The organism is Mycolicibacterium sp. SMGY-1XX (genome assembly GCF_059132455.1).
In genome coordinates this window covers 2,084,019-2,108,719 of the sequence record NZ_CP101139.1, presented here as the reverse complement: position 1 = coordinate 2,108,719, position 24,701 = coordinate 2,084,019, and the positions used below count along the sequence as shown (strand labels likewise).

25 protein-coding genes are annotated in these 24,701 nt (G+C 67.2%); 2 read left to right on the top strand and 23 right to left on the bottom strand.

Going from position 1 to position 24,701, the window contains the following annotated elements; genetic code table 11:
• Window positions 1-66: 66 nt before the first annotated feature.
• From NL241_RS10365 to NL241_RS10275, 19 genes are all read right to left on the bottom strand, one after another.
• Window positions 67-351 carry a muconolactone Delta-isomerase family protein gene (locus NL241_RS10365; protein WP_494397466.1) on the bottom strand — a complete coding sequence of 95 codons (285 nt, stop codon included), beginning with the start codon at window positions 349-351 and terminating at the stop codon, window positions 67-69.
• On the bottom strand, window positions 348-1,346 hold the full coding sequence (locus tag NL241_RS10360; RefSeq protein ID WP_487695744.1) for a LacI family DNA-binding transcriptional regulator: 999 nt from the start codon (window positions 1,344-1,346) through the stop codon (window positions 348-350). The genes NL241_RS10365 and NL241_RS10360 overlap by 4 nt, the downstream gene beginning before the upstream one ends.
• A 4-nt stretch (window positions 1,347-1,350) precedes the next feature.
• Window positions 1,351-1,827, bottom strand: coding sequence for a VOC family protein (locus NL241_RS10355; protein ID WP_487695746.1), 477 nt, complete (start codon window positions 1,825-1,827; stop codon window positions 1,351-1,353).
• A 2-nt stretch (window positions 1,828-1,829) separates the two neighbouring features.
• The gene (locus tag NL241_RS10350; protein ID WP_494397465.1) at window positions 1,830-2,822 is read right to left on the bottom strand and encodes an alpha-ketoacid dehydrogenase subunit beta; all 993 of its coding nucleotides are present in this window, start codon (window positions 2,820-2,822) and stop codon (window positions 1,830-1,832) included.
• Between the two features lie 10 nt (window positions 2,823-2,832).
• Window positions 2,833-3,789: a thiamine pyrophosphate-dependent dehydrogenase E1 component subunit alpha gene (locus tag NL241_RS10345; protein WP_487695749.1), complete on the bottom strand. Its 957-nt coding sequence runs from the start codon at window positions 3,787-3,789 to the stop codon at window positions 2,833-2,835.
• Window positions 3,786-5,168, bottom strand: a complete 1,383-nt coding sequence (locus NL241_RS10340; protein WP_487695750.1) for a class-II fumarase/aspartase family protein — start codon at window positions 5,166-5,168, stop codon at window positions 3,786-3,788. The genes NL241_RS10345 and NL241_RS10340 overlap by 4 nt, the downstream gene beginning before the upstream one ends.
• Window positions 5,168-5,956 carry an SDR family NAD(P)-dependent oxidoreductase gene (locus tag NL241_RS10335; protein ID WP_487695751.1) on the bottom strand — a complete coding sequence of 263 codons (789 nt, stop codon included), beginning with the start codon at window positions 5,954-5,956 and terminating at the stop codon, window positions 5,168-5,170. The genes NL241_RS10340 and NL241_RS10335 overlap by 1 nt, the downstream gene beginning before the upstream one ends.
• Window positions 5,953-7,041 (bottom strand): Gfo/Idh/MocA family protein, encoded by a 1,089-nt coding sequence (locus NL241_RS10330; RefSeq protein WP_487695753.1) that lies wholly within the window; start codon window positions 7,039-7,041, stop codon window positions 5,953-5,955. Before NL241_RS10330 ends, NL241_RS10335 begins: the two co-directional genes overlap by 4 nt.
• Window positions 7,038-7,907 carry an amidohydrolase family protein gene (locus NL241_RS10325; RefSeq protein WP_494397464.1) on the bottom strand — a complete coding sequence of 290 codons (870 nt, stop codon included), beginning with the start codon at window positions 7,905-7,907 and terminating at the stop codon, window positions 7,038-7,040. The genes NL241_RS10330 and NL241_RS10325 overlap by 4 nt, the downstream gene beginning before the upstream one ends.
• On the bottom strand, window positions 7,900-8,238 hold the full coding sequence (locus NL241_RS10320; RefSeq protein ID WP_494397463.1) for an L-rhamnose mutarotase: 339 nt from the start codon (window positions 8,236-8,238) through the stop codon (window positions 7,900-7,902). Before NL241_RS10320 ends, NL241_RS10325 begins: the two co-directional genes overlap by 8 nt.
• 14 nt (window positions 8,239-8,252) lie before the next feature.
• On the bottom strand, window positions 8,253-9,515 hold the full coding sequence (locus NL241_RS10315; protein WP_494397462.1) for an ABC transporter permease subunit: 1,263 nt from the start codon (window positions 9,513-9,515) through the stop codon (window positions 8,253-8,255).
• A complete protein-coding gene (locus tag NL241_RS10310; RefSeq protein ID WP_494397461.1) occupies window positions 9,508-11,040 on the bottom strand; it encodes a sugar ABC transporter ATP-binding protein in 1,533 nt (510 codons plus the stop codon). Before NL241_RS10310 ends, NL241_RS10315 begins: the two co-directional genes overlap by 8 nt.
• Window positions 11,041-11,088: 48 nt before the next feature.
• Window positions 11,089-12,084: a sugar ABC transporter substrate-binding protein gene (locus tag NL241_RS10305; protein WP_494397460.1), complete on the bottom strand. Its 996-nt coding sequence runs from the start codon at window positions 12,082-12,084 to the stop codon at window positions 11,089-11,091.
• A gap of 512 nt (window positions 12,085-12,596) precedes the next feature.
• On the bottom strand, window positions 12,597-14,060 hold the full coding sequence (gene ahcY / locus NL241_RS10300) for an adenosylhomocysteinase (RefSeq protein ID WP_494397459.1): 1,464 nt from the start codon (window positions 14,058-14,060) through the stop codon (window positions 12,597-12,599).
• A 116-nt stretch (window positions 14,061-14,176) separates the two neighbouring features.
• Window positions 14,177-14,809 carry a TetR family transcriptional regulator AlkX gene (alkX, locus tag NL241_RS10295; protein ID WP_487695764.1) on the bottom strand — a complete coding sequence of 211 codons (633 nt, stop codon included), beginning with the start codon at window positions 14,807-14,809 and terminating at the stop codon, window positions 14,177-14,179.
• Between the two features lie 49 nt (window positions 14,810-14,858).
• On the bottom strand, window positions 14,859-15,047 hold the full coding sequence (locus tag NL241_RS10290; protein WP_487695765.1) for a rubredoxin: 189 nt from the start codon (window positions 15,045-15,047) through the stop codon (window positions 14,859-14,861).
• Complete coding sequence (locus NL241_RS10285) at window positions 15,044-15,211, bottom strand: rubredoxin (RefSeq protein ID WP_487695766.1); 168 nt, start codon at window positions 15,209-15,211, stop codon at window positions 15,044-15,046. Before NL241_RS10285 ends, NL241_RS10290 begins: the two co-directional genes overlap by 4 nt.
• Complete coding sequence (locus NL241_RS10280; protein WP_487695800.1) at window positions 15,208-16,350, bottom strand: alkane 1-monooxygenase; 1,143 nt, start codon at window positions 16,348-16,350, stop codon at window positions 15,208-15,210. The genes NL241_RS10285 and NL241_RS10280 overlap by 4 nt, the downstream gene beginning before the upstream one ends.
• Window positions 16,351-16,773: 423 nt before the next feature.
• The gene (locus tag NL241_RS10275) at window positions 16,774-18,234 is read right to left on the bottom strand and encodes an amino acid permease (RefSeq protein WP_487695768.1); all 1,461 of its coding nucleotides are present in this window, start codon (window positions 18,232-18,234) and stop codon (window positions 16,774-16,776) included.
• A gap of 59 nt (window positions 18,235-18,293) precedes the next feature.
• Here NL241_RS10275 and NL241_RS10270 point away from each other — a divergent pair, with 59 nt between their 5' ends.
• Entirely contained in the window at window positions 18,294-19,655 is a 1,362-nt protein-coding gene (locus tag NL241_RS10270; RefSeq protein WP_487695770.1) for an FAD-dependent oxidoreductase, read from the top strand.
• 57 nt (window positions 19,656-19,712) lie between these two features.
• Here the strand turns inward: NL241_RS10270 and manA are convergent, their stop codons facing one another.
• The 4 genes from manA to NL241_RS10250 form a co-directional block, all read right to left on the bottom strand.
• Complete coding sequence (manA, locus tag NL241_RS10265) at window positions 19,713-20,939, bottom strand: mannose-6-phosphate isomerase, class I (protein ID WP_487695772.1); 1,227 nt, start codon at window positions 20,937-20,939, stop codon at window positions 19,713-19,715.
• Window positions 20,940-20,956: 17 nt separating this feature from the next.
• A complete protein-coding gene (locus tag NL241_RS10260) occupies window positions 20,957-22,156 on the bottom strand; it encodes a TobH protein (protein ID WP_494397458.1) in 1,200 nt (399 codons plus the stop codon).
• Window positions 22,153-23,535, bottom strand: a complete 1,383-nt coding sequence (locus NL241_RS10255) for a phosphomannomutase/phosphoglucomutase (protein ID WP_487695775.1) — start codon at window positions 23,533-23,535, stop codon at window positions 22,153-22,155. The genes NL241_RS10260 and NL241_RS10255 overlap by 4 nt, the downstream gene beginning before the upstream one ends.
• A 130-nt stretch (window positions 23,536-23,665) precedes the next feature.
• Entirely contained in the window at window positions 23,666-24,091 is a 426-nt protein-coding gene (locus tag NL241_RS10250) for a DUF3499 domain-containing protein (protein ID WP_487695777.1), read from the bottom strand.
• A gap of 177 nt (window positions 24,092-24,268) precedes the next feature.
• Between NL241_RS10250 and NL241_RS10245 the strand changes: the two genes are divergently transcribed.
• Window positions 24,269-24,691 carry a metallopeptidase family protein gene (locus tag NL241_RS10245; protein ID WP_487695801.1) on the top strand — a complete coding sequence of 141 codons (423 nt, stop codon included), beginning with the start codon at window positions 24,269-24,271 and terminating at the stop codon, window positions 24,689-24,691.
• The last annotated feature ends 10 nt before the right edge of the window (window positions 24,692-24,701 follow it).

Genomic DNA, 24,701 nt, shown 5'->3' with positions numbered 1-24,701 from the left:
CGAGCCTAGCCGCTGGAGCGGTGCACCGCGTTGATGCAGAACTCAGACAACGGTTTCAGCTGAGACTCACCCCGGGTCGCTGGGGTGAGTCCCGAGCGGGCGCACAGTCAGCGTCATGAACATGTGCATCGGGAGCGTTGCGATGACCGCGCGCAGGTGGTCCTCGTCGTCGGCGCGCCACAGCCCGAGATTGCGCCACCCCGGACCGTCCGGGCGCCACAACCGCACGAGGTGCCCGGCGGCGGCGAGCTCGGCGGCGCGGACACCCTCGGCCGCGCGACGGGTCGCCAGGTCGTCCGCGGGATGGTCGTCCGGCACGTCGACGGCGATCTCGACCAGGAACTCGCTCATCGGGCCGGTGCCGGTCCGGTGGACTCGCGGACCACGAGATCCATCGGCTCGGCCACCACCTCGGTGATGGTGTCGGTGGCCGACGCGGTGGCGATCAACTCGATCGCACGCGCACCCAGTTCGGTGAGCGGCATGCGCACGGTGGTCAGCCGCGGGTTCACGAAGTCGGCGATCTCCGCGTCGTGGATTGCAACGACGGACGCGTCGTGCGGGACACTGCGCCCCGCATCGCGCAGGGCCTCGAGCGCACCGAGTGCGCTCGGGAGGTTGGCGGCGACGACGGCGGTGAACTCCAGACCGGCCTCGATGCCCGCGCGCAACGCGTCACGACCACCGGAAGCGGTGTAATCGCCCTGGACTTCGAGTTCGCGGCGCAGGGGCAACCCGGCCGAAGTGAGGGCGGCGCGATAACCCTCGCGGCGCCGGGTCGCGGTGTCAGCGGTCGTGGGGCCATCGAGGAACACGACGTCGTGATGGCCGAGCGCGACCAGGTGCTCGACGGCCATCTGCCCCGCTTTGCGGTCATCGAGCACCACATAACGCTCGACACCGCTGAACGTCCGGTTGACCAGGATGTAGGGCACCCGCAGATTGGCCAGGTCGATCGCCGAACCACCCGCGATGAGAAGCCCGTCAACGCGGCCACCATCAAGCGCCTCATACCAGTGCGCGCGCTCCCAGCCGGCGCCACTGGCCGTCATCATGACGCTGTTGCGGCGCGCGGCGGCCGTCTCGGCTCCCGCGATGATCTGCGCGAACACGGGGTTGGTGAAATCCGGGATGATCAGGCCGTAGGCGCCGGCGTGCGAGCTGCGCAGGCTGCGCGCGATCGCGTTGGGACGATAACCCAGGGTGTCGGCGTGGTGCCGGATCCGGTCACGCGTCTCCTCACGCAGCCGCACCGACTCGCCGCGCAGCACCCGGGAGACCAGCGAGACGTCCACGCCGGCGGCCTTGGCCACGTCGGCCAGGGTCACGCGGGCTCGCGAGCCCATGTCGTCAGTTCTCCGTGGCGTCAGGTTCGTTCTCCCGGCGAGGAGGTTGGACCAGCTCGAGGGTGATCTGGTCGGGATCCAAAAAGTAGCAGGTGTATCCGCCTTTGTTCGCCCCTGCGGTGATTTCCTGTGGCGGGGAGATGAATTCGACGCCCAGCGCGGTCAGGCGCGCGTGCTCGGCAATCGCATCCTCGACCACGAACGCCATGTGCGACGCACCGGGGCGGTGCCGTTCGGGACCGAACGGCTCACCGCGCGGAACGACGTACTCGACGAGCTCGAGGTCATGGCTGGACAGGCCCCGCGGCTGACCCGGGACCGCGAACTGCGCCACCCGCAGACTCGCGTCGTCGTAACCGACGAGCCGGCGGGTGTAGGCGTTGTCCTGGTCCTGACGGTGAATCAGGTCGAGCCCGAGGACCCCCTGGTAGAACTGCACCGACTTGTCCATATCGGCGACGGTGAAACTGAAATGCCACACTCCTAGCATGGCGCAGCGCCCACCGACTGGCGCAGAGCCGCGACGATGTCGTCGACCTGCGGGAGGAGCCGAGCGGCCAGGTGCGGCGCGGACGGCAGTCGAGAGTCCTTGAGGCCCAGACGGATCGGCGCACCCGTCAGCTGCGCGCCCGACTCGACTACTCGGGTGATGACCTCGGCGCCGAAGCCGCCGGTGCGGGCCGCTTCGTGCACCACGATCAGCCGCCCCGTCTTGGCGACGCTCTCGAAGATCGCGGTGTCGTCCAACGGGTTGAGCCACACCGCCTCGATGACGTCGGCGCTGATCCCGTCGATGCCGACGAGGTCGACCGCCTTGAGGACCTTGGTGGTCATGGTCCCCCACGTCACTATCGTGACGTCGGATCCGTCGCGCCGCTTACGGTGACCGCCGATGGACTGAATGGGGCCGTTGACGGCCACCTCCTCCTTGGCGCCCGCGTACAGCGTGCGGTTCTCGATCACGATCGTCGGGTCGTCGCACGCGACCGCCGACAAGACCAGGTCATAGGCGTCCTGCGGCGTGGTCGGCATGCAGACCCGGATACCCGGAATGTGCAGCAGCAGCGCCTCCAGGTTCTGCGAATGCTGGGCGCAGGCGCCGGGACTGTTGCCCTGCTGGGTGCGGATGGTCAGCGGCGCCGAGGTGCGGCCCGCCGAGACATACCGGACATTGGCGGCCTGGTTGACGATCTGGTCGAACGCCACCAGCGAGAAGTCGATCCACATGATCTCGACGATGGGACGGCGACCGAACGACGCCGCACCCACGGCCGCACCGAGCATCGCGGTCTCGCTGATGGGGGTGTCGAACACCCGGTCACCAAAGCGCTTCTGCAGTCCCCGGGTGACACCGAAGACGCCGCCGGGTTTGGCGAGATCCTCACCGTAGAGCAATGTTTCGGGCATCTCTTCGAGTGCGCGGGCCAGCGCGGCGTTGACGGCGCCGCCGAAGTTGAGTTTCACGGTGTCGGGCATTTTCGCCTCCTTAGGCATAGAGGTGCTCCCCTGCGGTTTCGGGTGCGACCAGCGGATCGGCCAGGGCCGCGGCGGCGGCGGTGTCCATCTCTTCGCGCGCGCGTTGCTCACAGCGGTCCAGTTGGGCTTCGGTCGCACCGGCGGAGGCCAGTTCGCGGCGCAGCCGGGCGATGGGTTCCACCTGGGCGTCGGCCTCGAGTTCACCGGCAGGCCGGTACTGCTCGGCGTCGCCGATGTAGTGGCCGACGATGCGCTGGGTGTGCGCCTCGATGAACGACGGGCCGCGACCCGAAATGGCCGCCTCCAGCGACAGTTTCACCGCGGTGCGGACCTGAGCCAGGTCATTGCCGTCGATCCGCACGGCCGGGATGCCGAGCGCCGTCGCCCGCTGCGACAGATCGGGATTGGCCACCATGTCGTTGATCGGTGTCAGCTCGGAATACCGGTTGTTCTCGCAGATGAACAGGACGCCGATCTTGAGTGCGGCGGCGAAGTTCATCGCTTCGGCCACTGCACCCTGGTTCATGGCGCCGTCGCCGAAGACCGTCACGGCGACGCGACCGGACCCGTCGAACTTGCCGGCCAGTGCGGCACCGGTGGCGATGGGTGCGCCGGCGCCGACGATCGAGTTCTCCCCGTGAAAGCCGTACTGCGGTGCGGAGAAATGAGCTGACCCGCCGCGGCCACCGTTGACCCCGGACGTGCGGCCCATGAGTTCACCGAAGATCTCGCGGGGCGGTACACCTCGGGCGACGGCCCAGCCGTGGCCGCGGTAGGTGGCGTACAACGCGTCCCGCTCCCGCAGCTGACTGCACGCGGCGACGGCGATGCTCTCCTGACCGATCGCCAGATGGACCGAGCCCACAATGTCCTCGCTGTAGCGCAGGTCGCGGATCTTCTCCTCGAGCGCCCTGATGCGCCACATGGCGTGCAGGTCGTCGAGTCCCTCGGTGATGCGGGTGTTCATCGGGTTTCCTTCCACGGACGAGGGTTGCTGGTGAGCGAGGCGGTCCAGGCCTCGACTGCGGCGCTGCAGATCTGGGTGGCCTGACCGACAGACTGCTCGCCGGCCTCGATCTCGATGAGCGGGATCTCCGGATGCTCGGCCAGCCAACCGCTCAGGACCTCGGTGAACGATGTCTTCGTCGCCCGGGATTTCAGTGCCAGCTCGTAGACCACATCATGGGCATCCTCGCGACCCAGGTGGGGGGCCAGCGAGATCATCACGGCTTCGCTCATGATCAATCCGCCGTCCACAGCGAGGTTTTCGCGCATCCGCTCCGGGTAGACGGCGAGTTCGCGGGTGAGCTCGACGCTCAGCTTCAGCGCCGAACTGACGTTGACGAACAACGCCGGCAGCAGCGTCCACTCGACCTGCCACTCGCCCGTCGACCGTTCGTGGCCGGCCTCGGCGGCCCGGGAGACGCCCGCCGCGGCCGAGCGGGCGGCGACGGACAGACCGATGATCGACTCGCAGTAGATCGGGTTGGCCTTCTGCGGCATGGTCGAGGAGGCCCCGCGGTGGTGGCCCTTGGCCTCACCCAGTTCGCCGATCTCGGTGCGGGACAGGTCGGCGATCTCGCGGGCCAGGCGCGTCGTGGTCGCCGCAGCACCCGCGGCGATGTCGGCGGCGTGCAGGATCGAGTCCCGCGCCACGTGCCACGGGATCACGGTGTCGACCAGTCCCAGCCGCTCGGCCACCAGGGTGCGGATCTGGGCGGCGTCGTCGCCCAGGGCGGCCGACGTGCCGCCGGCACCGAACAGGGAGACGCAGCGGACGTCGTCGCGCGCCGCCAGCAGCCGGAGCCGGTGCCGCGTGACCTCTGCGAGGAACACCGCCAGCTTGGCGCCCAACGTCGTCGGGACGGCCTGCTGGCCGTGGGTGCGTCCGGGCATCACCGTCATGGTGTGCTCGGTGACCAGAGCTGCCAGACCGGAACCGAAGTCGGCGAGCCGCTGCTCGAGCAGCGCCAGTGCCTCGTCGAGCTGCAATGCCAATCCGCTGTCCATGATGTCCTGCGTGGTGGCGCCGAGGTGGACGCTGCCGCGGTCTTCTTCCGCCAGGGCCGCGTCGATCTGGCGCACCAGGCCCAGGATGGGGTAGCCGACCGTGCGAGCGCTCTGCCACAGCGATTCGTGGTCGATGCTGTCGGGATCGGCGCACACCGCTTGGATCGCGGACGTCTTGTGCTCGGGGATGATCCCGAGCGTGCCCTGCGCGTGGGCCAGGGCGCCCTCGACGGCCTTCCACGACTGGACCGTGCGGTCGGCGGAGAACAATTCGGCCATCTCGGCGTCACCGTAGAGGTGTTGCAGGAGGTCGAAGGGTGTCGCGTTCTGCGTCATCAGTTCATTTCCAATCCACCGTCGACGTTGATCGCCTGTCCGGTGATGAAGGCGGCGAGATCACTGGCCAGGAAGGCCACGACCCCCGCGAGTTCGGCGGGTTGCCCGACCCGCCCCAGGGCGGTCTTGTCGGCGATGTCGTCCAGGTAGCGCTGCCCCGCGCCGGCCCCGAACTCGGCATCGCGGTCGGCGATGATGCCCGCCCACATGTCGGTGAGGAACACCCCGGGGCAGACGGCGTTGACGCGGACGGCAGGACCGTAGGCCAGCGCCGCCGACTTCGTGAAGGACAGCAGGGCGGCCTTGCTGGCGGCGTAGTCGGCTGCGTTGGGCCGACCCGAGCGGCCCGCGACGGACGACAGGTTGATGACACTCGACCCGGGCCGCATCCGCTCGACCGCAGCCTGCGTGGTGGCGAAGACCCCGTTGAGATTGATCGTCAATGTCCGCGCCCACTGTTCGGGCGTGAGGTCGGCGATCGGTTGAGTGCGCATGACGCCGACCGCGTTGACCAGGACATCGAGTGACACGGCACCGACGGCTTCGCAGGCCAGTGCAGGGACCGCGCCGCACACGGCCAGATCCGACAGGTCCACGGCCACGGCGACCGCCTTGCCCGACTCGGACAGACTGGCCACGGCGGCGTCGAGCCGGGCCGACGGCAGATCGGCGAGCGCCACCGTCGCACCGTGTTCGGCGAAGATCCGCGCGCAGGCCAGCCCGAGACCACCGGCGCCACCGGTGACGAGCACGACCTTGTCGGCAAAGTCGAAAACAGGTGTGGTCATGTGCGCGGCACCTGGGCCTCACCGGTTTCCATCGAGGTGTACAGCGCCTCGACCAGAGCCAGCGTCTTGACGTTGTCCACCGCGGCCGTCGGAGCTTGCTCGCCCGTGGAGATCCAGCGCAGTAGTCCGGCCATGGGCCCGATGAACGCGTCGGGGATCCAACGCCGGGTCACCGGGTAAGGCAGCCAGCCATCCGTCGGCAGTGTGCGGCTGAAGATCTCGGCCGTATCAGGGCGGCCGCGCGGGTAGTCATACAGCAGCCCGAGGGTGCCGCGCACCGCTCCCTGCGACCCGTCGAGGCGAAACTCCGCGCGGTGGTCGCCACCCAGGTTCTCGTGATTGACGTGCAGGGTTGCGGTGCGGCCGTCGGCGTAGATCAGGGTGGACATGGTGCGCGTCTCCCCCGTCGCGATCTGTCCCGGCCTGCGACTGCCGGCACAGAACACCTTCACCGGATCACCCAGGATCGAGCGGATAGCGTCGAGGTAATGGATTGAGTGGTAACTGATTTCGAGCCTCTCGGACACCACGAGCCAGGGCCACGCCGCCCAGTCGGTGGCGATGTCGACGTTGAAGCTCATGGTGGTGGCCTCGCCGATCCAACCCGCCTGCAGAGCCGCACGGGCGACGCTGATGCCTTCATCGAAGCGCATCTGCTGGTTCACCGCGATCTTGCGGCCGTGCCGGGCCGCCCGGGCGAGGAGTTCGTCGGCGGTGTCGAGGTCAGGAGCAAAAGGCTTCTGGCACAACATGTCCTTGCCGGCAGCGATCGCCGCCCGCACGATGTCGGGTTGCGCGTGGGCGATCACCGCGATGTCGACGACGTCGACCTGCGGGTCGGCCAGCAGCTCTTCGAGCGACGAGTAGACCCGCGGGAGGTCGAACATCTCCGCCACCGTCTTCGCGCGCACACCGTCGAGGTCGAAGATGCCGATGACCTCCAGACCGGCGGCGCGGTAGGCCGGCAGGTGCGCGTTCTCGACGATGGCGCCGGCACCCACGATCGCGATACCCCGGTGATGCTCCTCCGGCACATGGATGTCGACGGCATCGACGAGGGCGGTCAATTGCTGGACGCCGTTCACGATGCGCCACCTTCCTGGGATTCGAGGGCATACACGCGGGCGGCGGTGCCCGCATAGATCGCCGAGCGGTCGTCCACCGTGAGCGGGTCGAGCACCTCGGCTGACACATCCCACCAGCGGGCGTAGCCGCCCGCGAGCGTGCTGACGGGCCAGTCGCTGCCGAACATCAGGCGGTCGGCCCCGAACCGGTCCAGCGCGTGCTGAATGTAGGGCTCCAGATCACTTGCGGCGTAACCGGTTCCGGCCGCGGTGTCCAGGCCGGAGATCTTCGCCGTCACGTTGGGTGCCGCGGCGGCCGCACTCAGCAGCGATGCCCACGGCTCCCAGCCTTTTTCGGCAACGGCAGGTTTCGCCAGGTGGTCGATCACGATCCGTAGGTTCGGGAAGGCTGCGGCCAGGCGTGGCACATGCTCGAGATGGCGCGGCAGCACGGCGACGACGTCGTAGGCCAGGCCGGCCTGTTCCACGAGCCGTAGCCCCTCGAAGACCTCGTCCCGCAGGATCCAGTCGGGGTCGGGTTCGTCGTGGATCTGATGCCGGATACCGACGATGCGGCTGTCCCGTTGGTAGCGCTCGAGAGCCTGCGCGGCCTCGGCCGGGTCATCCAAAGGCAGCCATGCGACGATACCCACCACGCGCTCCCACCGGTCGGCGATGGCGATCATCGCGTCGGTGTCGGCGTAGGAACCGGCCGCCTGGACCAGGATCACGTCGTCGACAGGGCTGGCTGCCACCTGCGGCTCGACATCGACGACATCAAACGTACGGTGAATCGGCCCGAGTTCGGCGGTGAGCCAGGGGTAGTCAACTCTGTCGAGATCCCAGAAGTGCTGGTGCGCATCGATGACGCGGAAGGTCTCATTCACTCGGCACGCCGCTTTTCTGCGCATGCAGCGACCATACGAGTGAGAGCTCACCGAACGCCGGTACCTCGTCGAGCTCGACCCACCCATTGACGAACGCGAGCATCTGCTGCTGCCAGCGCTCGTTGGCGGGGTCATCGGCCAAGGCCGCTTCCACGGCGGCGTAGTCGTCGGTGTCGATGAGGTGGAACAGATCGCCACCGTTTCGCCAGATCGCCCAGTCCCGCACTCCGGCCGACGTCAGGCTCGCCAACAGGTCGGACGGGACGCGGTGGTGCGCCTCGACGTAGGCCAGTTCCTGGCCCGGGATCAGCGTGCTGTGCAGTGCGGTCACTCGCAGGCCCGAGCTCATGACCGCGGCGCGCTGCCCGCGGCAGCGAGTTCGGTGGTCGACTTCGGATCGACCGGCTCAGAGGGGATCTCGTTGATGGTCCGGATCCGTGTGCGCTGCTGGCGGCGCAGCGCGACGGTGTACATGCCGGCGGCGACGATCAGCACGACACCCTCGATGAGGCCCTGGTAGTTGGCGCCCAGGTTGAGGATGTTGAAGCCGTTGGCCAGTGTGATCAGGATGAGGGCGCCGACAAGGGATTTCATCACGTTGCCGAGGCCACCGAAGAGCGACGTACCGCCCAGGATCGCCGCGGCCAGGGCGGTGAGCTCGAGGCCGGTGAGGCCGGTCGGGTTGATCGACCCGAGGCGGGCGGCGTAGACGACACCGACAAACGCGGCGGCCGTGCCGTTGAGGACAAACGCGAGCACGCGGTAGCGGTCGACGGCGATGCCCGACAGGCGGGCGGCTTCGGGGTTGCCGCCGGTGGCGTAGAGGCGGCGACCCACCGTGGTGTAGCGCAGCACCAACGCCGCGATCAGGACGATGACGATGAGGTACATGACGCGCTGGGTGAGCTCGACGGTGAAGATCACGCCGGGAACCAACGACATCGCGGTGAGCACGGCACCGAGGCCGGCGAACACCAGGACGCCGGGGCGGCGCCAGTTCTGTCCGGCCCGGCGCGCGGACCAGATCTTGAACGCACCGATGGCCAGCAGCACCACACCGAAGACGAGGTAGAGGTTGGGGGTGATGAGGCGGCCGGAGTCCATGGCGCGCAAACTGTCTCGGGCTGCGCCCTCGGCGGCGGTGACGGTGCGGCCGTCGGTGATGATGAGGACGAGGCCGCGCACCGCGGTCAGCGTTCCGAGCGTCACGATGAACGCGTTGATGCCGATGTACTGCACCACCACACCGTTGAAGAGACCGATAGCCGCGCCACCGATCAGGGCCAGCGCGAACGCGGGCCAGAAGCCGATGGTGTCGAGCATCGACAGGCAGATCGCCGCCCCCAGTGCGGCCACCGAGCCCACCGAGAGGTCGAAGTTGCCGGTGATGAGCACGATGGTGGTGGTCACCGCGATGATGCCGAGCAGCGCCGCCTGGTCCAGGATGTTCGAGATGTTGTTGGGCGAGAGGTACGAAGGCTGACCCTGGCTGGCGGTGGCGAAGCTCAGCACCACGATCAGGACCGCGAATGCGTACACCACGCCGGCATTGCTGGGGTGCAGCCAGCCTGGTAGCGCGATTCGCGCGGGAGATGAGGTGTCAGACATGAACAGCCTTTCGGGTGACATCGGACTCGAGTCCGTGAGCCAGCATGATGAGTTCTTCTTCGTTCGTGTGGTGGGCGGGGATGTCGGCGACGATGCGCCCACCCCGGACCACGAGGATGCGCGTCGCGACCGACAGCAGCTCCTCGAAGTCGCTGCACGCCAACACAACACCGCGCCCCTCGGTCGCCAGCTTGCCCACGATGCCCAGCAAATCGGCCTTGGCGCCCACGTCGACACCCGCCGTGGGCTCGTCGAGCAGCCAGACCCGCGTGTGCGCGTACAGCCATTTGGCGAACACGACCTTCTGCGCGTTACCGCCGGACAGCTCACTCGGCAGCGCGTCGACCCCCGAGGCGACGATGCCCAGGTCGTTGATCGCCTGCTGCGCGCGGGCACGTTCCCGGCGCTCCTGCGGGAGGAAGCGGCGCAGTGAGAGCCGGCCGAGGTCGGTGAGGCTGATGTTCTTCCAGATCGGCTGATCCATGTGCAGACCCTGGTCGATCCGGTCCTCGGGGACGTAGGCGATCCCGGCCTTGACCGACGCCCGCGGCGAGCGGGCTATCAGAGCGCCGTCGACCCGCACCTCGCCCGTCGCGGAGGCGTCGCTGCGGAAGATCCCGTTGAGGATCTCGGATCGGCCGGAGCCGAGCAATCCGGCGAGGCCGACCACCTCTCCGGCGCGCACGTCGAATGAGATACCGCTGATGCCGTTGGCGGCGTTCAGGTTTCGGACCTCGAGCACCACGTCGCCGATACCGCCGCCGGGCACCCCACCTTTCTGCAGCGCGAGCAGCTCGCGGCCGGCGATCGCCTGGATCAGGCTGTCCTCGGTGAGGTCGGTGGTCAACTCGTCGAGGATCGCGCGGCCGTCACGCAGGACGGTCACGTGGTCGGTGATCTCGAGGATCTCGTCGAGGAAGTGGGAGATGAACAGGAACGTGGTGCCCGCGGCGGCGAGGCGCTGCACCGCGTCGAGCACGATACGGCGTTCGGACTCCGACAGTGATGCCGTCGGCTCGTCCATGATCACGAGCTCGGCACCCAGCGCCAGTGCCTGCAGGATCGCGATCATCTGACGGGTGCCGATCGGCAGTGTGCTGACCGTCGCATCGGGATCGATCTCGTAGCCCAGGCGATCGACGAGCTCGGCGAACCGGGTGCGCATGTCGGCGGTGGCGCGCCACGGCCCACGTTCGCCGAGGAAGACGTTCTCCAGGGCGGAGATGGTCGGGACGAGCGGGACGTGCTGATGGATGGTGGCGAGCCCGGACCGCTGCGCATCACCCGGGTCGCGCCACGTGCGGGCCTTTCCGTCCCAACGCATCTCGCCTGTCGACGGCGGCTGGACGCCGCACACACACTTGATGAGCGTCGACTTACCGGCGCCGTTGGCGCCGACCAGGCCGTGCACCGACCCCCGTGCCACGCGCAGGCTCACCCCACGCAGGGCGGTGGTGCCGTTCGGGAACGTCTTCGTGATGTCGACGAGTTCCAGGATCGGCGGTCGGTTCTCGGTGTTGTGCATGCTGGGGCGTCCTTCGCTTTTTGTTCGGTACCGACGATCAGGGCGCGGCTACCACTGCGGGTCGCAGTCGGCCACGTTGTCGGCCGTGATCGCCGGTGTCTCGTAGGTGACGAATTCCGCTTTGTCGGTGGTCTCGCCGGTGAGGCGGTCGTACATGGTCTGCATGGCCAGCTCGCCGAGGTCGAACGGCTTGTAGCAGACCGTGCCGTACAACGTGCCCGCCCTGACACCCTCGATGCCGAGCTTCGCGCCGCCGATGCCGATGACCTTGGCTTTCGAGCCGGCCGACTTGACCGCCTCGGCGCAGCCGACGCCCATGTCGTCACTTTCGGCGTAGAACAGGTCGATATCGGGGTGCGCGGCCAGCATGTTCTGGCAGGCCGACTGTGAGGCTTCCGTGGTCCAGTCACCGGGCTGCTTGGCCACCACATCGAACGTCACGCCCGCGGCCTTGGCCGGGTCCAGGAACCTGGCGAAGCGCAGCTCCACCTCGGCGAAACCGGCCGCGCCCTCGACGACCGCCAGCTTGCCACCCTGTGGGAAAGCCTGCAGCGCAAGCTCACCCGCGGTGGCGCCGGAGTTGAGCTCCTGCTGTGTCACCAGTGCGTCCAGTGCCGGGTAGACGTCTTCGAGCTCGCGCTCGCTGGGGTCGCCGACCTGCGAGGCCACTGCGATAGTCGGGATGTTCGCCGCGGCGAGTTGATCGACCAGGCCGGTGGCGACACCCGAGTCGACGGGTAGCAGCAGCACACCGTCGGGCTTCTGGCCGATGAGGTCCTGGACGTCGTTGGCCTGCTTCTCGGTCTCGCCCTGGGCGTCGAGCTGTACGACCTTCACGCCGAGCTCGTCGGCTTTGGCCTTGATGCCGTCGCCGATGGATGACGGGAATGGGAAGCTGAGCCCCAGGTTCGACACACCGACGGTGAAATCCTGTGCCGCGGATCCGGAGTCGCCGTTCCCCCCGGGGGCGCCGGCCTGGCCGCAGGCCGAGAGGGTGAGCAGCAGGCTCGCCGCGGCCGCGATGACGAGGGAGTTCTTTCGCATCCGTTTCTCCATTTCGAGGGGTGCGCACGTGCGCGGTGCCGGGATCAGGTTGGTGCGCCCCGGTGCGGTCACCCGAGTGGTCCGCCAGGGTTGCCGGGGTGTCCAACCGTCTCCTCGCGCTGAGGCTCAAGCCCGTGATCAAACGTTTGAACACGCCTACCGTAGGTGACTCACTTCATACTTGGCAAGCGCTTCGCCGAATTGTTTGTGAATGGGGTCACGCAGGCTCTGCGCCGCAGTCCACCGTCCGCTGCGCCGGCAGAGGCGTCCCGACATCTTGCCCACCCCGGGGGCGCGCCCGGCAGTACAAGGCGGCTACTGCGGGGCCGTCACCAAATTCCTGGCCCGACAACGGCAAGCGACTGCCCCGTAAACTGCTGCGGTTCAAGGATTTTGAAAAACAGAAAACCGAGCGCCACCTTGCGGCGACGCTCGGTCCTGTTGTCGTTCTCACGCCGATATCGACGTAAACGCGCTGCTACCCCGGACTCTCGCGCCCGTCGGGGGTCGGGTCAGTACCGGTAGTGCTCCGGCTTGTACGGGCCTTCGACGTCGACGCCGATGTACTCGGCCTGCTCCTTGGTGAGCTTGGTCAGCGTGCCGCCGAGTGCCTCGACGTGGATGCGCGCCACCTTCTCGTCGAGGTGCTTGGCCAGGCGGTAGACCTCGTTGTCGTACTCGTCGTTCTTGGTCCACAGCTCGATCTGCGCGATCACCTGGTTGGAGAAGCTGTTGCTCATCACGAACGACGGGTGACCCGTCGCATTGCCCAGGTTCAGCAGACGCCCCTCGGACAGCACGATGATGGACTTGCCACTGTCGAAGATCCACTGATCGACCTGCGGCTTGATGTTGAGCCGGGTGGCGCCGGACCGCTCGAGGGCAGCCATGTCGATCTCGTTGTCGAAGTGACCGATGTTGCCCAGGATCGCCTGGTCCTTCATCGACTTCATGTGCTCGAGGGTGATGATGTCCTTATTGCCCGTCGAGGTGATGACGATGTCGGCCTCGCCGATCGCCTCTTCGACGGTCTTGACGTCGAAGCCGTCCATCAGCGCCTGCAGGGCGTTGATCGGGTCGATCTCGGTGACGGTGACCCGCGCACCCTGGCCGGCCAGCGACTCGGCGCAACCCTTGCCCACGTCGCCGTAACCCGCGATCAGCACCTTCTTGCCGCCGATCAGCACGTCGGTGCCACGGTTGATGCCGTCGATCAGCGAGTGGCGGGTGCCGTACTTGTTGTCGAACTTGCTCTTGGTGACCGAGTCGTTGACGTTGATGGCCGGGAACGCCAGCTCGCCGGCGGCGGCAAACTGGTAGAGCCGCAGCACACCGGTGGTGGTCTCCTCGGTGACACCCTTGACCGCCTCGGCGATCTTGGTCCACTTGGTCTTGTCGGTCTCGAAACGCTGGCGCAGCAGGTTGAGGAAGACCTTGTACTCGGCGGAGTCGTCGTCTTCGGCGGGCGGAACCACGCCGGCCTTCTCGAACTGAGCACCGCGCAACACCAGCATGGTGGCGTCACCGCCGTCGTCGAGAATCATGTTCGCCGGCTCGCCTTCCCAGGTGAGCATCTGCTCGGCGGCCCACCAGTACTCCTCCAGGGTCTCGCCCTTCCAGGCGAACACGGGGGTGCCCTGTGGTTCCTCGACGGTGCCGTGCGGGCCGACGACGATCGCGGCCGCGGCGTGGTCCTGCGTGGAGAAGATGTTGCAGGAGGCCCAGCGGACCTCGGCGCCGAGCGCCGTCAGCGTTTCGATCAGCACGGCGGTCTGCACGGTCATGTGCAGCGAGCCCGAGATACGGGCACCCTTGAGCGGCTGGACATCGTGGTACTCGCGGCGCAGCGCCATCAGGCCGGGCATCTCGTGCTCGGCGAGGCGGATTTCCTTACGGCCGAACTCGGCGAGCGAGAGATCGGCGACCTTGTAGTCGATGCCGTTGCGGCTATCGGCGGTCAATGTTGGTGCAGTCATGTAGAGCCCCTTGTCGTCGTCATCAACTGTGGACGCGCCGAAACAGCTCGGGCGACATCCATCCAGATATCCCTAGCCTGCGGGCTCGCGGGACAGGCGCTTCGGCGCTCTGACAGCTACGGGATATCTATGACACCGTATCGTTCGGCGAACGGCGTCATCAATCGGGCCAGATCAGCGGCCACATCGTGGTCGGCCTCCGGCGGCATCGAGACGTAGCTCATCGCCAGTCGCACGATCGCGCGGGCCAGCACGCCGGCGTCGTTCTCACTGCACTGCACCCAGCCGTGCATGAAGATCTCCGTCAGCCGCGTCGACGAGCGGGCGATGATGGGCGCGCTGTCGGTGGTGATGATCTGCAGCAGGTCCGGCTTGGCCGCCCCGGTGAGCAGCGAGATCACCAGCGGATCGGCGGCCGATTCGACGAAGAAGGCGCGGAAGCCCTCCAGGAACGCGGCCGAGATGTCGCCGACGTTGCTCGCCATGGCCTCGTCGACGGCATCGACCAGCCGGTCGGCCAGGCGCAACGCATAGCCCTGCGCCAGGCCCTGCCGTGAGCCGAACTCGTTGTAGATGGTCTGGCGGCTGATCCCCGCCATCTTCGCCACGTCGGACAGCGTGATCGAGGACCAGTCCTTGGCGAGCAGCAGATCACGCATGGCATCGAGCACCAGATCGCGCAGCAGCACCTTGGAAGCCTCGGCGTACGGAACGCGCACCGGCTTACCCTCGCTGCGCCGTCGTGCCACACGGGCGACACTGGCAGTTGAATGGGCCTGCGTCAAATGGGCGCGGCGGTCAGGAACGTGAGACTTCGACCATGTCGAAGTCGGATTTGGCGGCACCACAGTCGGGGCAACTCCAGTCGTCGGGGATGTCGTCCCACCGGGTCCCGGGGGCGATCCCGTCCTCCGGCCAGCCCTTAGCCTCGTCGTACTCGAATCCGCACTGCACGCAGACGAACAGCTTGTACTCGGTGTCAGTCATGTTGCGACTCCTTGGAAATCGGGTTTCTCTCGTACCGCGCAGTCCGGGCAGCACCAGTCGTCGGGCACGTCGTCCCAAGCTGTTCCGGCCGGAAAGCCTTCGCGCGGTTCACCTCTGGCTTCGTCATAGAGATAGCTGCAGCCCGGGCAGCGGTACGTGCTCATGACCCGTACCGGGCCAGCACCTTGTCGCGCACCCGCGGGTGGATGTTGACGCGGGTGATGTCGCCGCCGTAATGGGCCAGCACCCGGTGATCCATCACCGCGCGCCACAGCGGCGGGAAATAGGTCAGGCCGATCATCGAGGCGTAGCCGCTGGGCAGGTTGGGTGCACCGTCCACACTGCGCAGCGTCTGGTAGCGCCGCGTCGGGTTGGCGTGATGGTCGCTGTGGCGCTGCAGGTGGTACAGGAACAGGTTGGTCACGATGTGGTCGGAGTTCCAACTGTGTTCCGGAGTGCAGCGCTCGTAGCGACCGCCGGCCGTCTTCTGCCGCAGCAGGCCGTAGTGCTCGAGGTAATTGACCGTCTCCAGCAAGGTGAAGCCGTAGACCGCCTGGATCACCATGAACGGAATGAGCGCGGGTCCGAACCCCGCGATCAGCACGCCCCAGAACAGCACCGACATCGCCCAGGCATTGAGCACGTCATTGGAGGGATGCCACGTGTTCTTGCCGGCCCGGTCAAGGCGCTTGGCCTCCAGCTCCCAGGACGACTTCAAGCTTCCCCACACGCTGCGGGGAAGGAACTCCCAGAACGTCTCCCCGAAACGCGCCGATGCCGGATCTTCCGGAGTGGCGACACGGACATGGTGGCCGCGATTGTGCTCGATGTAGAAGTGGCCGTACCAGGTCTGCGCCAAGGTGATCTTCGACAGCCAGCGTTCCAGCGAGTCCTTCTTGTGGCCCATCTCGTGGGCGGTGTTGATCCCCACGCCGCCGAGCACGCCGACCGACAACGCCAAGCCAATCTTCGCCGGCCAGCCCAGACCGCCGTCGAAACCGAGCCAGCTCAGGTCCGAGGCCGTGAAGAGGTACGCGCCGACGATCACACTGGCGTACTGGAACGGGATGTAGGCGTACGTGCAGTAGCGGTAGTACTTGTCGTTCTCCAGCCGCTCCATCACCTCGTCCGGCGGGTTCTGCCCGTCGGGCCCGAACCGCAGGTCGAGTGCCGGCAAGAGCACGTACACCAGCAGCGGTCCGATCCAGAACGGCACCTGCGCGGCGGCGTGCCAACCCCAGTGGTTGAACGCCCACACGAGCGGCAGCATCACGAACAGCGCGGTGGGCGCGATCAGCCCCATCAACCACAGGTAGCGCTTCTTGTCGCGCCACTGCTCGATATCCGGGGTCTGCTCAGCGTCGATCTGTGCGGTCACAGCGGGTCACCTCCATGTGAAAACCATCACCTGACGGATTTGACTCTAGGAGGTAATTTGTCCCCTGTCTAGACACAGAGCGCTGCTTTGTAAAACCGGGTGGGCACATGACGGGCACATATATGTGGTTTGCGACGCGACACGCCGCTCAGGTGTAGCTGCACGCATATATGTCCGGCGTCAGCCTCAAACCCCGCCCACATATATGTGGCTCACCGACGCGACACGCCGCACAGCCGTAGCTGCACGCATATATGTCAGGCGTCAGCCTCAAACCCCGCCCACATATATGTGGCTCACCGACGCGACACGCCGCACAGCCGTAGCTGCACGCATATATGTCCGGCGTCAGACAGAGGCTTCGCGGCGCCCCAGCACCGAATGGCGTCGGCCGTAGAGGAAATAGACCACCACGCCGATGCCCATCCAGATCAGGAAGCGGATCCAGGTCAGACCGGTGAGATTGAGCATCAGCCATACGCACGCGACGATCGACAGAATCGGCAGCAGCGGCACCAAGGGCGCCCGGAACCCTCGCTTGAGGTCGGGGCGGCTTCGGCGCAACATGATCACACCCGCCGACACCAGGACGAACGCGAAGAGCGTCCCGATGTTCACCATCTCCTCGAGCTTGCCGATCGGGAACACCGACGCCGCGATCGCCACCAGTGCACCGACGATCAAGGTGATCCGAACGGGAGTGCCGTGCTCACCCGTCTTGGCCAACTGCTGCGGGATCAGCCCGTCGCGCGACATCGCGAACAGCACCCGCGTCTGCCCCAGCATCAACACGATCACCACGGTGGTCAGACCTGCCAGTGCACCGATCGAGATGAGCGTCGCCGCCCAGTTGATGCCGTTGGCCTCGAACGCTGTGGCCAGATTCGGCGACTCGGCGTCGCGCAGCACCGTGTAGGACACCATCCCGGACAACACCACCGACACCGCGACGTAGAGCACCGTGACGATGGCCAAGGAGGTCAGGATGCCGCGGGGGACGTCTCGCTGCGGATTCTTGGTCTCCTCGGCGGTGGTGGCCACGATGTCGAAGCCGATGAACGCGAAGAACACGATCGAGGCGCCGGCCAACAGCCCGTACCAGCCGTATGCACTGCCTTCGGCGCCGGTGACCAGCGAGAACAGCGATTGTTCTGTGCCCGATCCGCCGTGGCCGGGCTCGGCGGGCGGGATGAACGGCGTGTAGTTGGCGACGTTGATGTAAAACGCACCGACGGCGACCACCAGCAGGACAACCGCCACCTTGATCACGGTGATCACCAGGCTGACGCCGGCCGAGAGCTTGGTTCCGCGGGCCAGCAGGAACGTCACGAACGCGATGACCACCAGCGCGCCCCAGTCGAAAGAGACGCCGCCGATATCGGTGATGCCGCCGCCGAACCCGAACACCGTGCCCAGATAGCTGGACCAGCCCTTGGCCACCACCGCTGCGGCCACGGCGAATTCGAGGATGAGGTCCCAGCCGATGATCCAGGCGACGAACTCACCGAAGGTGGCGTAGGAGAACGTGTAGGCACTGCCTGCGACAGGCACTGTGGAGGCGAACTCGGCGTAACACAGCGCAGCCAGCCCGCAGGCGATGGCGGCCAGGATGAACGAAATCGAGATCGCAGGACCGGTCAGGTTGCCGGCGGTGGAGGCGGTGATGGTGAAGATGCCGGCGCCGATGACGACCGAGACGCCGAAGACAGTCAGATCCCACCAATTCAGGTCTTTGCGAAGCCGGGTACCCGGCTCGTCGGTATCGGCGATCGACTGTTCGACGGATTTGGTCCGCCACCGTCCGGTCATAGTCTCGTCACCTTCCGATCGGCTTGATTCCGGCAATGTACCCATTACGTTGGAAATCAATGGGGAGGAACGGCGAAGCCGCCTGTGGTCATGTTGTCGTCATCGGCGCCAGCATCGCGGGGCTGTGCGCCGCGCGCGTGCTGTCCGACTTCTACGAGCGCGTGACGGTACTGGAACGCGACGAGCTGCCGACGGTGCCCGCAAGCCGGTCCGCTGTGCCGCAGGACCGCCATGTGCACCTACTGATGGCGCGCGGCGCGGCAGAACTCGAGGGGCTGTTTCCCGGGCTGCTCGATCGTATGGTCGCCGATGGTGTGCCCATCCTCGAGAACCGGCCCGATTGCATTCACTTCGGCGCAGCCGGGCACGTCCTGGGCACCAGACACACATTGCGCGACGAGTTCACCGCGTACGTGCCGAGCCGGCCGCACCTGGAGTGGCAGATCCGGCGACGTGTGCACGACATCGCGAACGTCGAGATCCAGCACCGGCTGGTGACGGAGCCGGCCTTCGATCCGGCACGTCAGCGGGTCACCGGCGTGCGCACCGACGACGGTGACACCGTCACCGCCGACCTGACCGTCGACGCCACCGGCCGCGGTACCCGGTTGCCGAAATGGTTGCAGCAATGGGGTTTTCACCCGCCGCCCGAAGACACGGTCGATGTCGGTATCGACTACTCGACGCACCGCGTGCGCATTCCCGACGGCGCGTTCGAGGAGAAAGTGGTGGTGGCGGGCGCCTCCCGCTCACAGCCGCTGGGACTCGGGATGCTGTATTACGAGGACGGCATCTGGGGGCTGACCACGTTCGGCACTGCGCGCGCCGAACCTCCCGGCGATTTCGCCGGGATGGTGGCCCTGGCCGAGGAGGTTCTGCCTGCCCACGTCGCCGCGGCGGTACGCAGAGGCGAACCGGTGGGTGAGGTGGCGCGCCACAAGTACCCGACCAGCAGGTGGCGCCGGTACGACAAGCTCGACCGGTTTCCGGCCGGGATCATTCCGCTGGGCGATGCGGTGGTGAGCTTCAATCCCACCTTCGGCCAGGGTATGACGATGACGTCGATCCAGGCGGCCAACCTCCGCGCGGTACTGGAATCGGGTACCGAGGACATCGCCCAAGCGCTGGCGCAGCGGACCGCGAAGACCACGTTCCCGGTCTGGACCATGAACGCCATCGGCGATCAGGTGTTGCACAATGCACCCGGACCGCGGCCGTGGTGGTTTCGCCCCGTGGGCAACCTGTTCGATCAGTTTCTGGGCGCCGCTGAGACCGATCCCGTTCTGGCCGAATGGTTTCTGCGCCGCTTCAGCCTGCTCGACAGCCTGTACATGGTGCCGTCGGCGCCCTTGGTCGGCCGCACCGTCCGGCACAACCTCAAGCTCTGGCTCGCAGAGCGGCGAGCAGCGCGGGCTGGGTGATCAGTCCAGCCCTCTCGCACGCTGGGGCACACCCGCGCTCACGTCGTCGAGCGGGCTCTAGATACCGACCGTCGCGCGGAACAACCTGGTGGGTTGGTCGGCGGTCAGCCGGATAGGGCCGTCGTCGGCGGCCACCCAGGCTGCCGCACCGCGATCCAGGGTCAGCGTGTCGGCCTTGGCCCGCACTACGGCAGATCCCTCGGCGCACAACAGGATCTGCGGCCCGTCGTGCCGGCTCGGCGCATCGACTTCATGCCCCAGGTCGTCGCCGTCGAGCACCAGCACCGACACCGTGAATTCACCTGCGGGCGTGCGGTAGGTGGACTCGAAGCCGTCGCGGTCGACCGGTGACAGCAACATCGACTCTTCGGCCGGGGTGAAGTCCAGCACACGCAGGAGTTCGGGCACGTCGACGTGTTTGGGTGTCAGACCACCCCGCAACACGTTGTCGGAGTTGGCCATCACCTCGATGCCGACCCCGCGCAGGTAGCTGTGCAGGTTGCCCGCGGGCATGTAGAGAGCCTGTCCGGGTTCGAGGTGCAGCAGGTTGAGCAGCAGCGCCGCCAACACGCCCGCGTCACCGGGGTACCGCTCACCGAGCTCGAGGACCGCCTTGGCCTCCGCATCGAATTCCGTTGCATCCGAACGCAAGTAATTGATGGCTCCGTCAAGCACCGCAGGCACCAGTACGTCGAGATCGGGTTGCGGTGCGGTGATCCACGTGGTGAAAAGAGCGCGCAGTCCATTGGCATCGGGTTGGCCGGCCAGCAGATGCACAAACGGATCCAGATCCGAGACCGCCAGCGCGTTCAGGAACTCGACAGTGCGCGCCACCGGCCGGAAACCGGCCAGCGCGTCGAAGGGTTCGAGTGCGACGAGCAGCTCCGGCTTGTGGCTGCGGTCGCGGTAATTGCGCACCGGCGAATTGAGCGGAACCCCCATCCGCTCCTCGCGTTCATAGCCTTCGACGGCCTGCGCAGAACTCGGGTGCGCCTGCAGCGACAACGGCTCGTCGGCGGCCAGGACCTTCATCAGGAACGGCAGCGTATCGCCGAACCGCGCGCGCACCGTCGGGCCCAGTTGACCTTCCGGATCGGTGCGCACCGCCTCCAGCAAGGAGACCTCGCCGGAGTCGGTCTGCAGGAATGCCGGATCGCCGGGGTGCGCCCCCAGCCACAGTTCGGCCTCCGGATGGTTGGTCGGCACGGTACGACCGGTGAATTCGGCGATCGCGGTCCGTGAACCCCAGGCGTACGTGCGGATTGCTCCCCGCATGGACTCCATGTTCTGTTATCCCCCTGTCATCCCCTCGCGAGTCTCACATAGACCGCAGCCATCTCCAGCCGCACTGCGAGAACCGCCAATTGCTGTTCCGGACGCCCGGCGTCCACGGGTGCAGCGATGAGTTCTCCCCCATCCCAGCGCTCGGACCCGGGCCGGGCTCGGCCTTCTCCTCGGTATCCATGGTCGGATCCCGGCCGAGGACGCTCCGCGCCGCGGCCTTCTCCTCCGTCCGGCACATCCTCGGTGCCCACCAGGTCGACATCACCCACACCCGCCACGCGCGCCGAGACCACGGCACGTTCGGCGGCCAGGGTGAGAGCGAGCACCCGTGGCCGCTGAGGCAGCGGCCCGTCCAATTCCTCGTCGTGGAACAACGAGTCGAAATCGTTTGCGCCCGAGCCGGTTCCGGCGCCCATACCGTCACGCAGCGCCACCACCGCGTCCGCGAGACCACTGGCAGCAGCGGTCTGATGCGCCACCCGCAGCAGCACCATCGACAGATGTCGCGCCAGTGCCAGGGTGGCGGCGTTGTCCCCGGCAAGCACCACCGCGCGTCCGGCCATCCGCTGTGCCAGAGACTTTGCGGCGTTGGTGAACACCTCACGCCCGGCGCTGTTGCGCAGCGCCTCGGCGTCGAGTTCGTCGGCGAGGGCGGGCAGATCGATGTGCAACGCCGCGGCTCCCGTCTCGGCTGCTTGCAGCGTGGCCAAACCCACCGCCAGGTACCGGCACAGCCCGAATTCGTCGCGCACCCACAGCCGCGGCTCCAGAACCGCGACCCGGCCGGCGGTCGCGTCGCGCAACGGACCTTCATACGGTGCCGCGACCACCACGCGTGCACCTCGACGCACTCCGGTGGCCGCCGCCGATACCAGCGTCGGGTCGGCCGGATCGTCACCGGCCACCACCAGGACATCCAGCGGCCCGATCCAGGGCGGAACCTCTGAGGCAATGACAATCGGTTCGGCCGCCGACCCACCGAGCACCGCGGCCAGCATGGCGCCGGCGGATTCGGCGGCGCCCCGGCCGGCCACCCAGATCAGCGAGCGCGGGCGTTCGCCGGTGCGCACGCTGTCCAGAGCGCCTTCGTCCACTGCCGCGGCGGTGGCCCGAACCTGCGCACCGGACATCGATGCGCCGTGCAACAGGCCCTGTCGATCTGCGCCGATCAAGCCGTCGCTGTCGTCGAGATCGATGGTGGCCCGGGTGGCACTCATGGCTCCGCCTGGGCCGCTTCGATCTCGGCGGCCACCGTGGCGACGACGCCGTTGACCTCGTCGGTGGTGCGGGCCTCGACGTTGAGTCGCAGCAGCGGTTCGGTGTTGGACGTCCGCAGGTTGAACCACTTGCCGTCGCCCAAGTCCACCGTCACACCGTCGAGGTGGTCGATGGAGTGAATGCCGGTGCCGAACGACTTCAGCACCGCTTCCACACACGCCGCGGCATCCTTGACGGTGAAGTTGATCTCGCCCGAGGCCTCGTAGCGCTGATAGTCGGCCGCCAGCTCCGACAGCGGGCGGTCCTGCCCACCGAGCTCGGCCAGCACATAGAGCGCCGCAAGCATTCCCGAGTCGGCGCCCCAGAAGTCACGGAAGTAATAGTGGGCCGAATGCTCGCCACCGAAAATGGCGCCGGTCTCGGCCATCAGTCCCTTGATGTAGGAGTGCCCGACCCGCGACCGCACCGGCGTGCCGCCGCGTTCGATCACCAGCTCGGGCACCGCACGGGACGTGATCAGGTTGTGGATCACCGTGGCGCCGATCTCGCGGGTCAGCTCACGCGCGGCCACCAGCGCGGTGACCGCGGACGGAGACACCGCCTCGCCGCGTTCGTCGACGACGAAACAGCGATCGGCGTCGCCGTCGAACGCGAGTCCGATGTCGGCGCCGGTTTCCAGGACGAAGCGCTGCAGATCGACCAGGTTGGCCGGGTCCAGCGGATTGGCTTCATGGTTGGGGAAGGAGCCGTCGAGCTCGAAATACAGCGGCAGCACCGTCAACGAGCTGATCTGGCCCAACACCTCGGGTGCGGTGTGGCCGGCCATACCGTTACCGGCGTCGACAGCCACCCGCAGCGGCCGCAGCTCGGTGACGTTGACCAGCCCGCGCAGGAACGCGCCGTACTCGGCCAGGACATCTTTCTCGGAGACCGAACCGTGCGGACCGTCGAAGGCGGGGACACCGTCGACCACCTCCGCGCTGATGGTTGCGAGACCCGTGTCGCGACCGACCGGTTTGGCGCCCGCGCGGCACAGTTTGATCCCGTTGTAGGCGGCCGGGTTGTGGCTGGCGGTGAACATGGCGCCGGGACAGTCGAGCAAACCTGACGCGAAGTACAACTGGTCGGTCGACGCCAGGCCGATACGAACGACATCGAGCCCTTGGGCGGTGACGCCGGACGCGAATGCCGCGGCCAGCGCGGGCGAACTCTCCCGCATGTCGTATCCGATGACCACCTGAGTGCTGTCGCCGCGGACCAGCCGGGCGAACGCCGCGCCCACCTCGGAGACGAACTGCTCGTCGATCTCCTCGCCGACGAGGCCACGAACGTCGTAAGCCTTGATCACACGGGCAACCGCGTCAGCGGATCGAGACATTGCGGGACTCCTGACTACGGCTGGGGGCGGGGTTCGGCTGCCTCTACCAGCCTAGCCGTTCCCGCCGTCAGAATTGCCGGGCAACTACACACGAAACTTCGCTACCGGGCGCTTTACAGAGTGCGGGGTGCTACTCGGAGGGATCCGGCAAAACCCGCAGATGCCCCCGCCGGCGACCGGTGCCGGTAGGGCGCTGGGCGGCCGAGGCGAACACACCCGCTGCAGGGGCGGCGCTGGAGACGGGATGGGGATCAGAGAAGCCGTGCACCGGGGCGCCCGCGGCAACACCGTCGCGGCCCTCCCGGACTGCGTCGGCGAGTGCGACGAGATCGTCCTCGTCGGGGTGCGACGGCAACGGTCCGGCGTGGCGGACCAGCTCCCAGCCGCGTGGCGCGGTGATGCGGCCCGCGTGGGTCACGCACAGATCCCACGAATGCGGCTCACGGACGGTGGCGAGCGGCCCGACTACGGCCGTCGAGTCCGAGTACACGAAGGTCAGCGTCGCCACGGCATAGTGAGGGCACCCAGGCCTGCAGCAGCGACGGGGAACATTCACGCGAGTGAGGCTATCGCGCTGTCGTGCCCGCGACACGGCGGACACGCGCAGCCGGACCCGGCACAACTGAACCGTTATCTGTTGATGCCGGACCGTTACGATCGGCGGGTGGCTCAATCGGGCAGCTCTCGGCATCGACCGTCGGGGAGAAAATGGGGCACCCGGCACGGCCGGGAGATCCGTGGTCCGCTGCTGCCCCGCGACGTGCCGGGGTGGCGCAGCCGGGCCGAACGGTTCGACATGGCGGTGCTCGAGGCCTATGAACCGATCGAGCGCCGGTTCTCCGATCGGGTGTCGGCCCTCGACGTCGCGGTCGACGAGATTCCGCGGATCGCCCCGCGAGATCCGGAGAACGTGCAGTTCCCACCCGAGGTGATCGCTGACGGGGCGATCGCGCTGGCCAGGCTCATCCCAGCCGGGGTGGACGTCCGGGGCAACAACACCCGGGCACGAATCGTGTTGTTCCGCAAGCCAATTGAGCGGCGGGCGAAAGACACGACAGAGTTGACGGAGTTACTTCACGACATTCTGGTGGCTCAGGTGGCCACCTATCTGGGTGTCGAACCGACGGTCATCGATCCGACACTCGACGACGAGTGAGGCTCGCCCT

Coding starts and splice junctions, on each gene's coding strand:
- NL241_RS10365 (WP_494397466.1), bottom strand. CDS start 351: ATGAGCGAGTTCCTGGTCGAGATCGCCGTCGACGTGCCGGACGACCAT.
- NL241_RS10360 (WP_487695744.1), bottom strand. CDS start 1,346: ATGGGCTCGCGAGCCCGCGTGACCCTGGCCGACGTGGCCAAGGCCGCC.
- NL241_RS10350 (WP_494397465.1), bottom strand. CDS start 2,822: ATGCCCGACACCGTGAAACTCAACTTCGGCGGCGCCGTCAACGCCGCG.
- NL241_RS10345 (WP_487695749.1), bottom strand. CDS start 3,789: ATGAACACCCGCATCACCGAGGGACTCGACGACCTGCACGCCATGTGG.
- NL241_RS10340 (WP_487695750.1), bottom strand. CDS start 5,168: ATGACGCAGAACGCGACACCCTTCGACCTCCTGCAACACCTCTACGGT.
- NL241_RS10335 (WP_487695751.1), bottom strand. CDS start 5,956: ATGACCACACCTGTTTTCGACTTTGCCGACAAGGTCGTGCTCGTCACC.
- NL241_RS10315 (WP_494397462.1), bottom strand. CDS start 9,515: ATGTCTGACACCTCATCTCCCGCGCGAATCGCGCTACCAGGCTGGCTG.
- NL241_RS10310 (WP_494397461.1), bottom strand. CDS start 11,040: ATGCACAACACCGAGAACCGACCGCCGATCCTGGAACTCGTCGACATC.
- NL241_RS10305 (WP_494397460.1), bottom strand. CDS start 12,084: ATGCGAAAGAACTCCCTCGTCATCGCGGCCGCGGCGAGCCTGCTGCTC.
- ahcY (WP_494397459.1), bottom strand. CDS start 14,060: ATGACTGCACCAACATTGACCGCCGATAGCCGCAACGGCATCGACTAC.
- NL241_RS10290 (WP_487695765.1), bottom strand. CDS start 15,047: ATGACTGACACCGAGTACAAGCTGTTCGTCTGCGTGCAGTGCGGATTC.
- NL241_RS10285 (WP_487695766.1), bottom strand. CDS start 15,211: ATGAGCACGTACCGCTGCCCGGGCTGCAGCTATCTCTATGACGAAGCC.
- NL241_RS10280 (WP_487695800.1), bottom strand. CDS start 16,350: ATGGGGCTGATCGCGCCCACCGCGCTGTTCGTGATGCTGCCGCTCGTG.
- NL241_RS10275 (WP_487695768.1), bottom strand. CDS start 18,234: ATGACCGGACGGTGGCGGACCAAATCCGTCGAACAGTCGATCGCCGAT.
- NL241_RS10270 (WP_487695770.1), top strand. CDS start 18,294: ATGGGGAGGAACGGCGAAGCCGCCTGTGGTCATGTTGTCGTCATCGGC.
- manA (WP_487695772.1), bottom strand. CDS start 20,939: ATGGAGTCCATGCGGGGAGCAATCCGCACGTACGCCTGGGGTTCACGG.
- NL241_RS10260 (WP_494397458.1), bottom strand. CDS start 22,156: ATGAGTGCCACCCGGGCCACCATCGATCTCGACGACAGCGACGGCTTG.
- NL241_RS10255 (WP_487695775.1), bottom strand. CDS start 23,535: ATGTCTCGATCCGCTGACGCGGTTGCCCGTGTGATCAAGGCTTACGAC.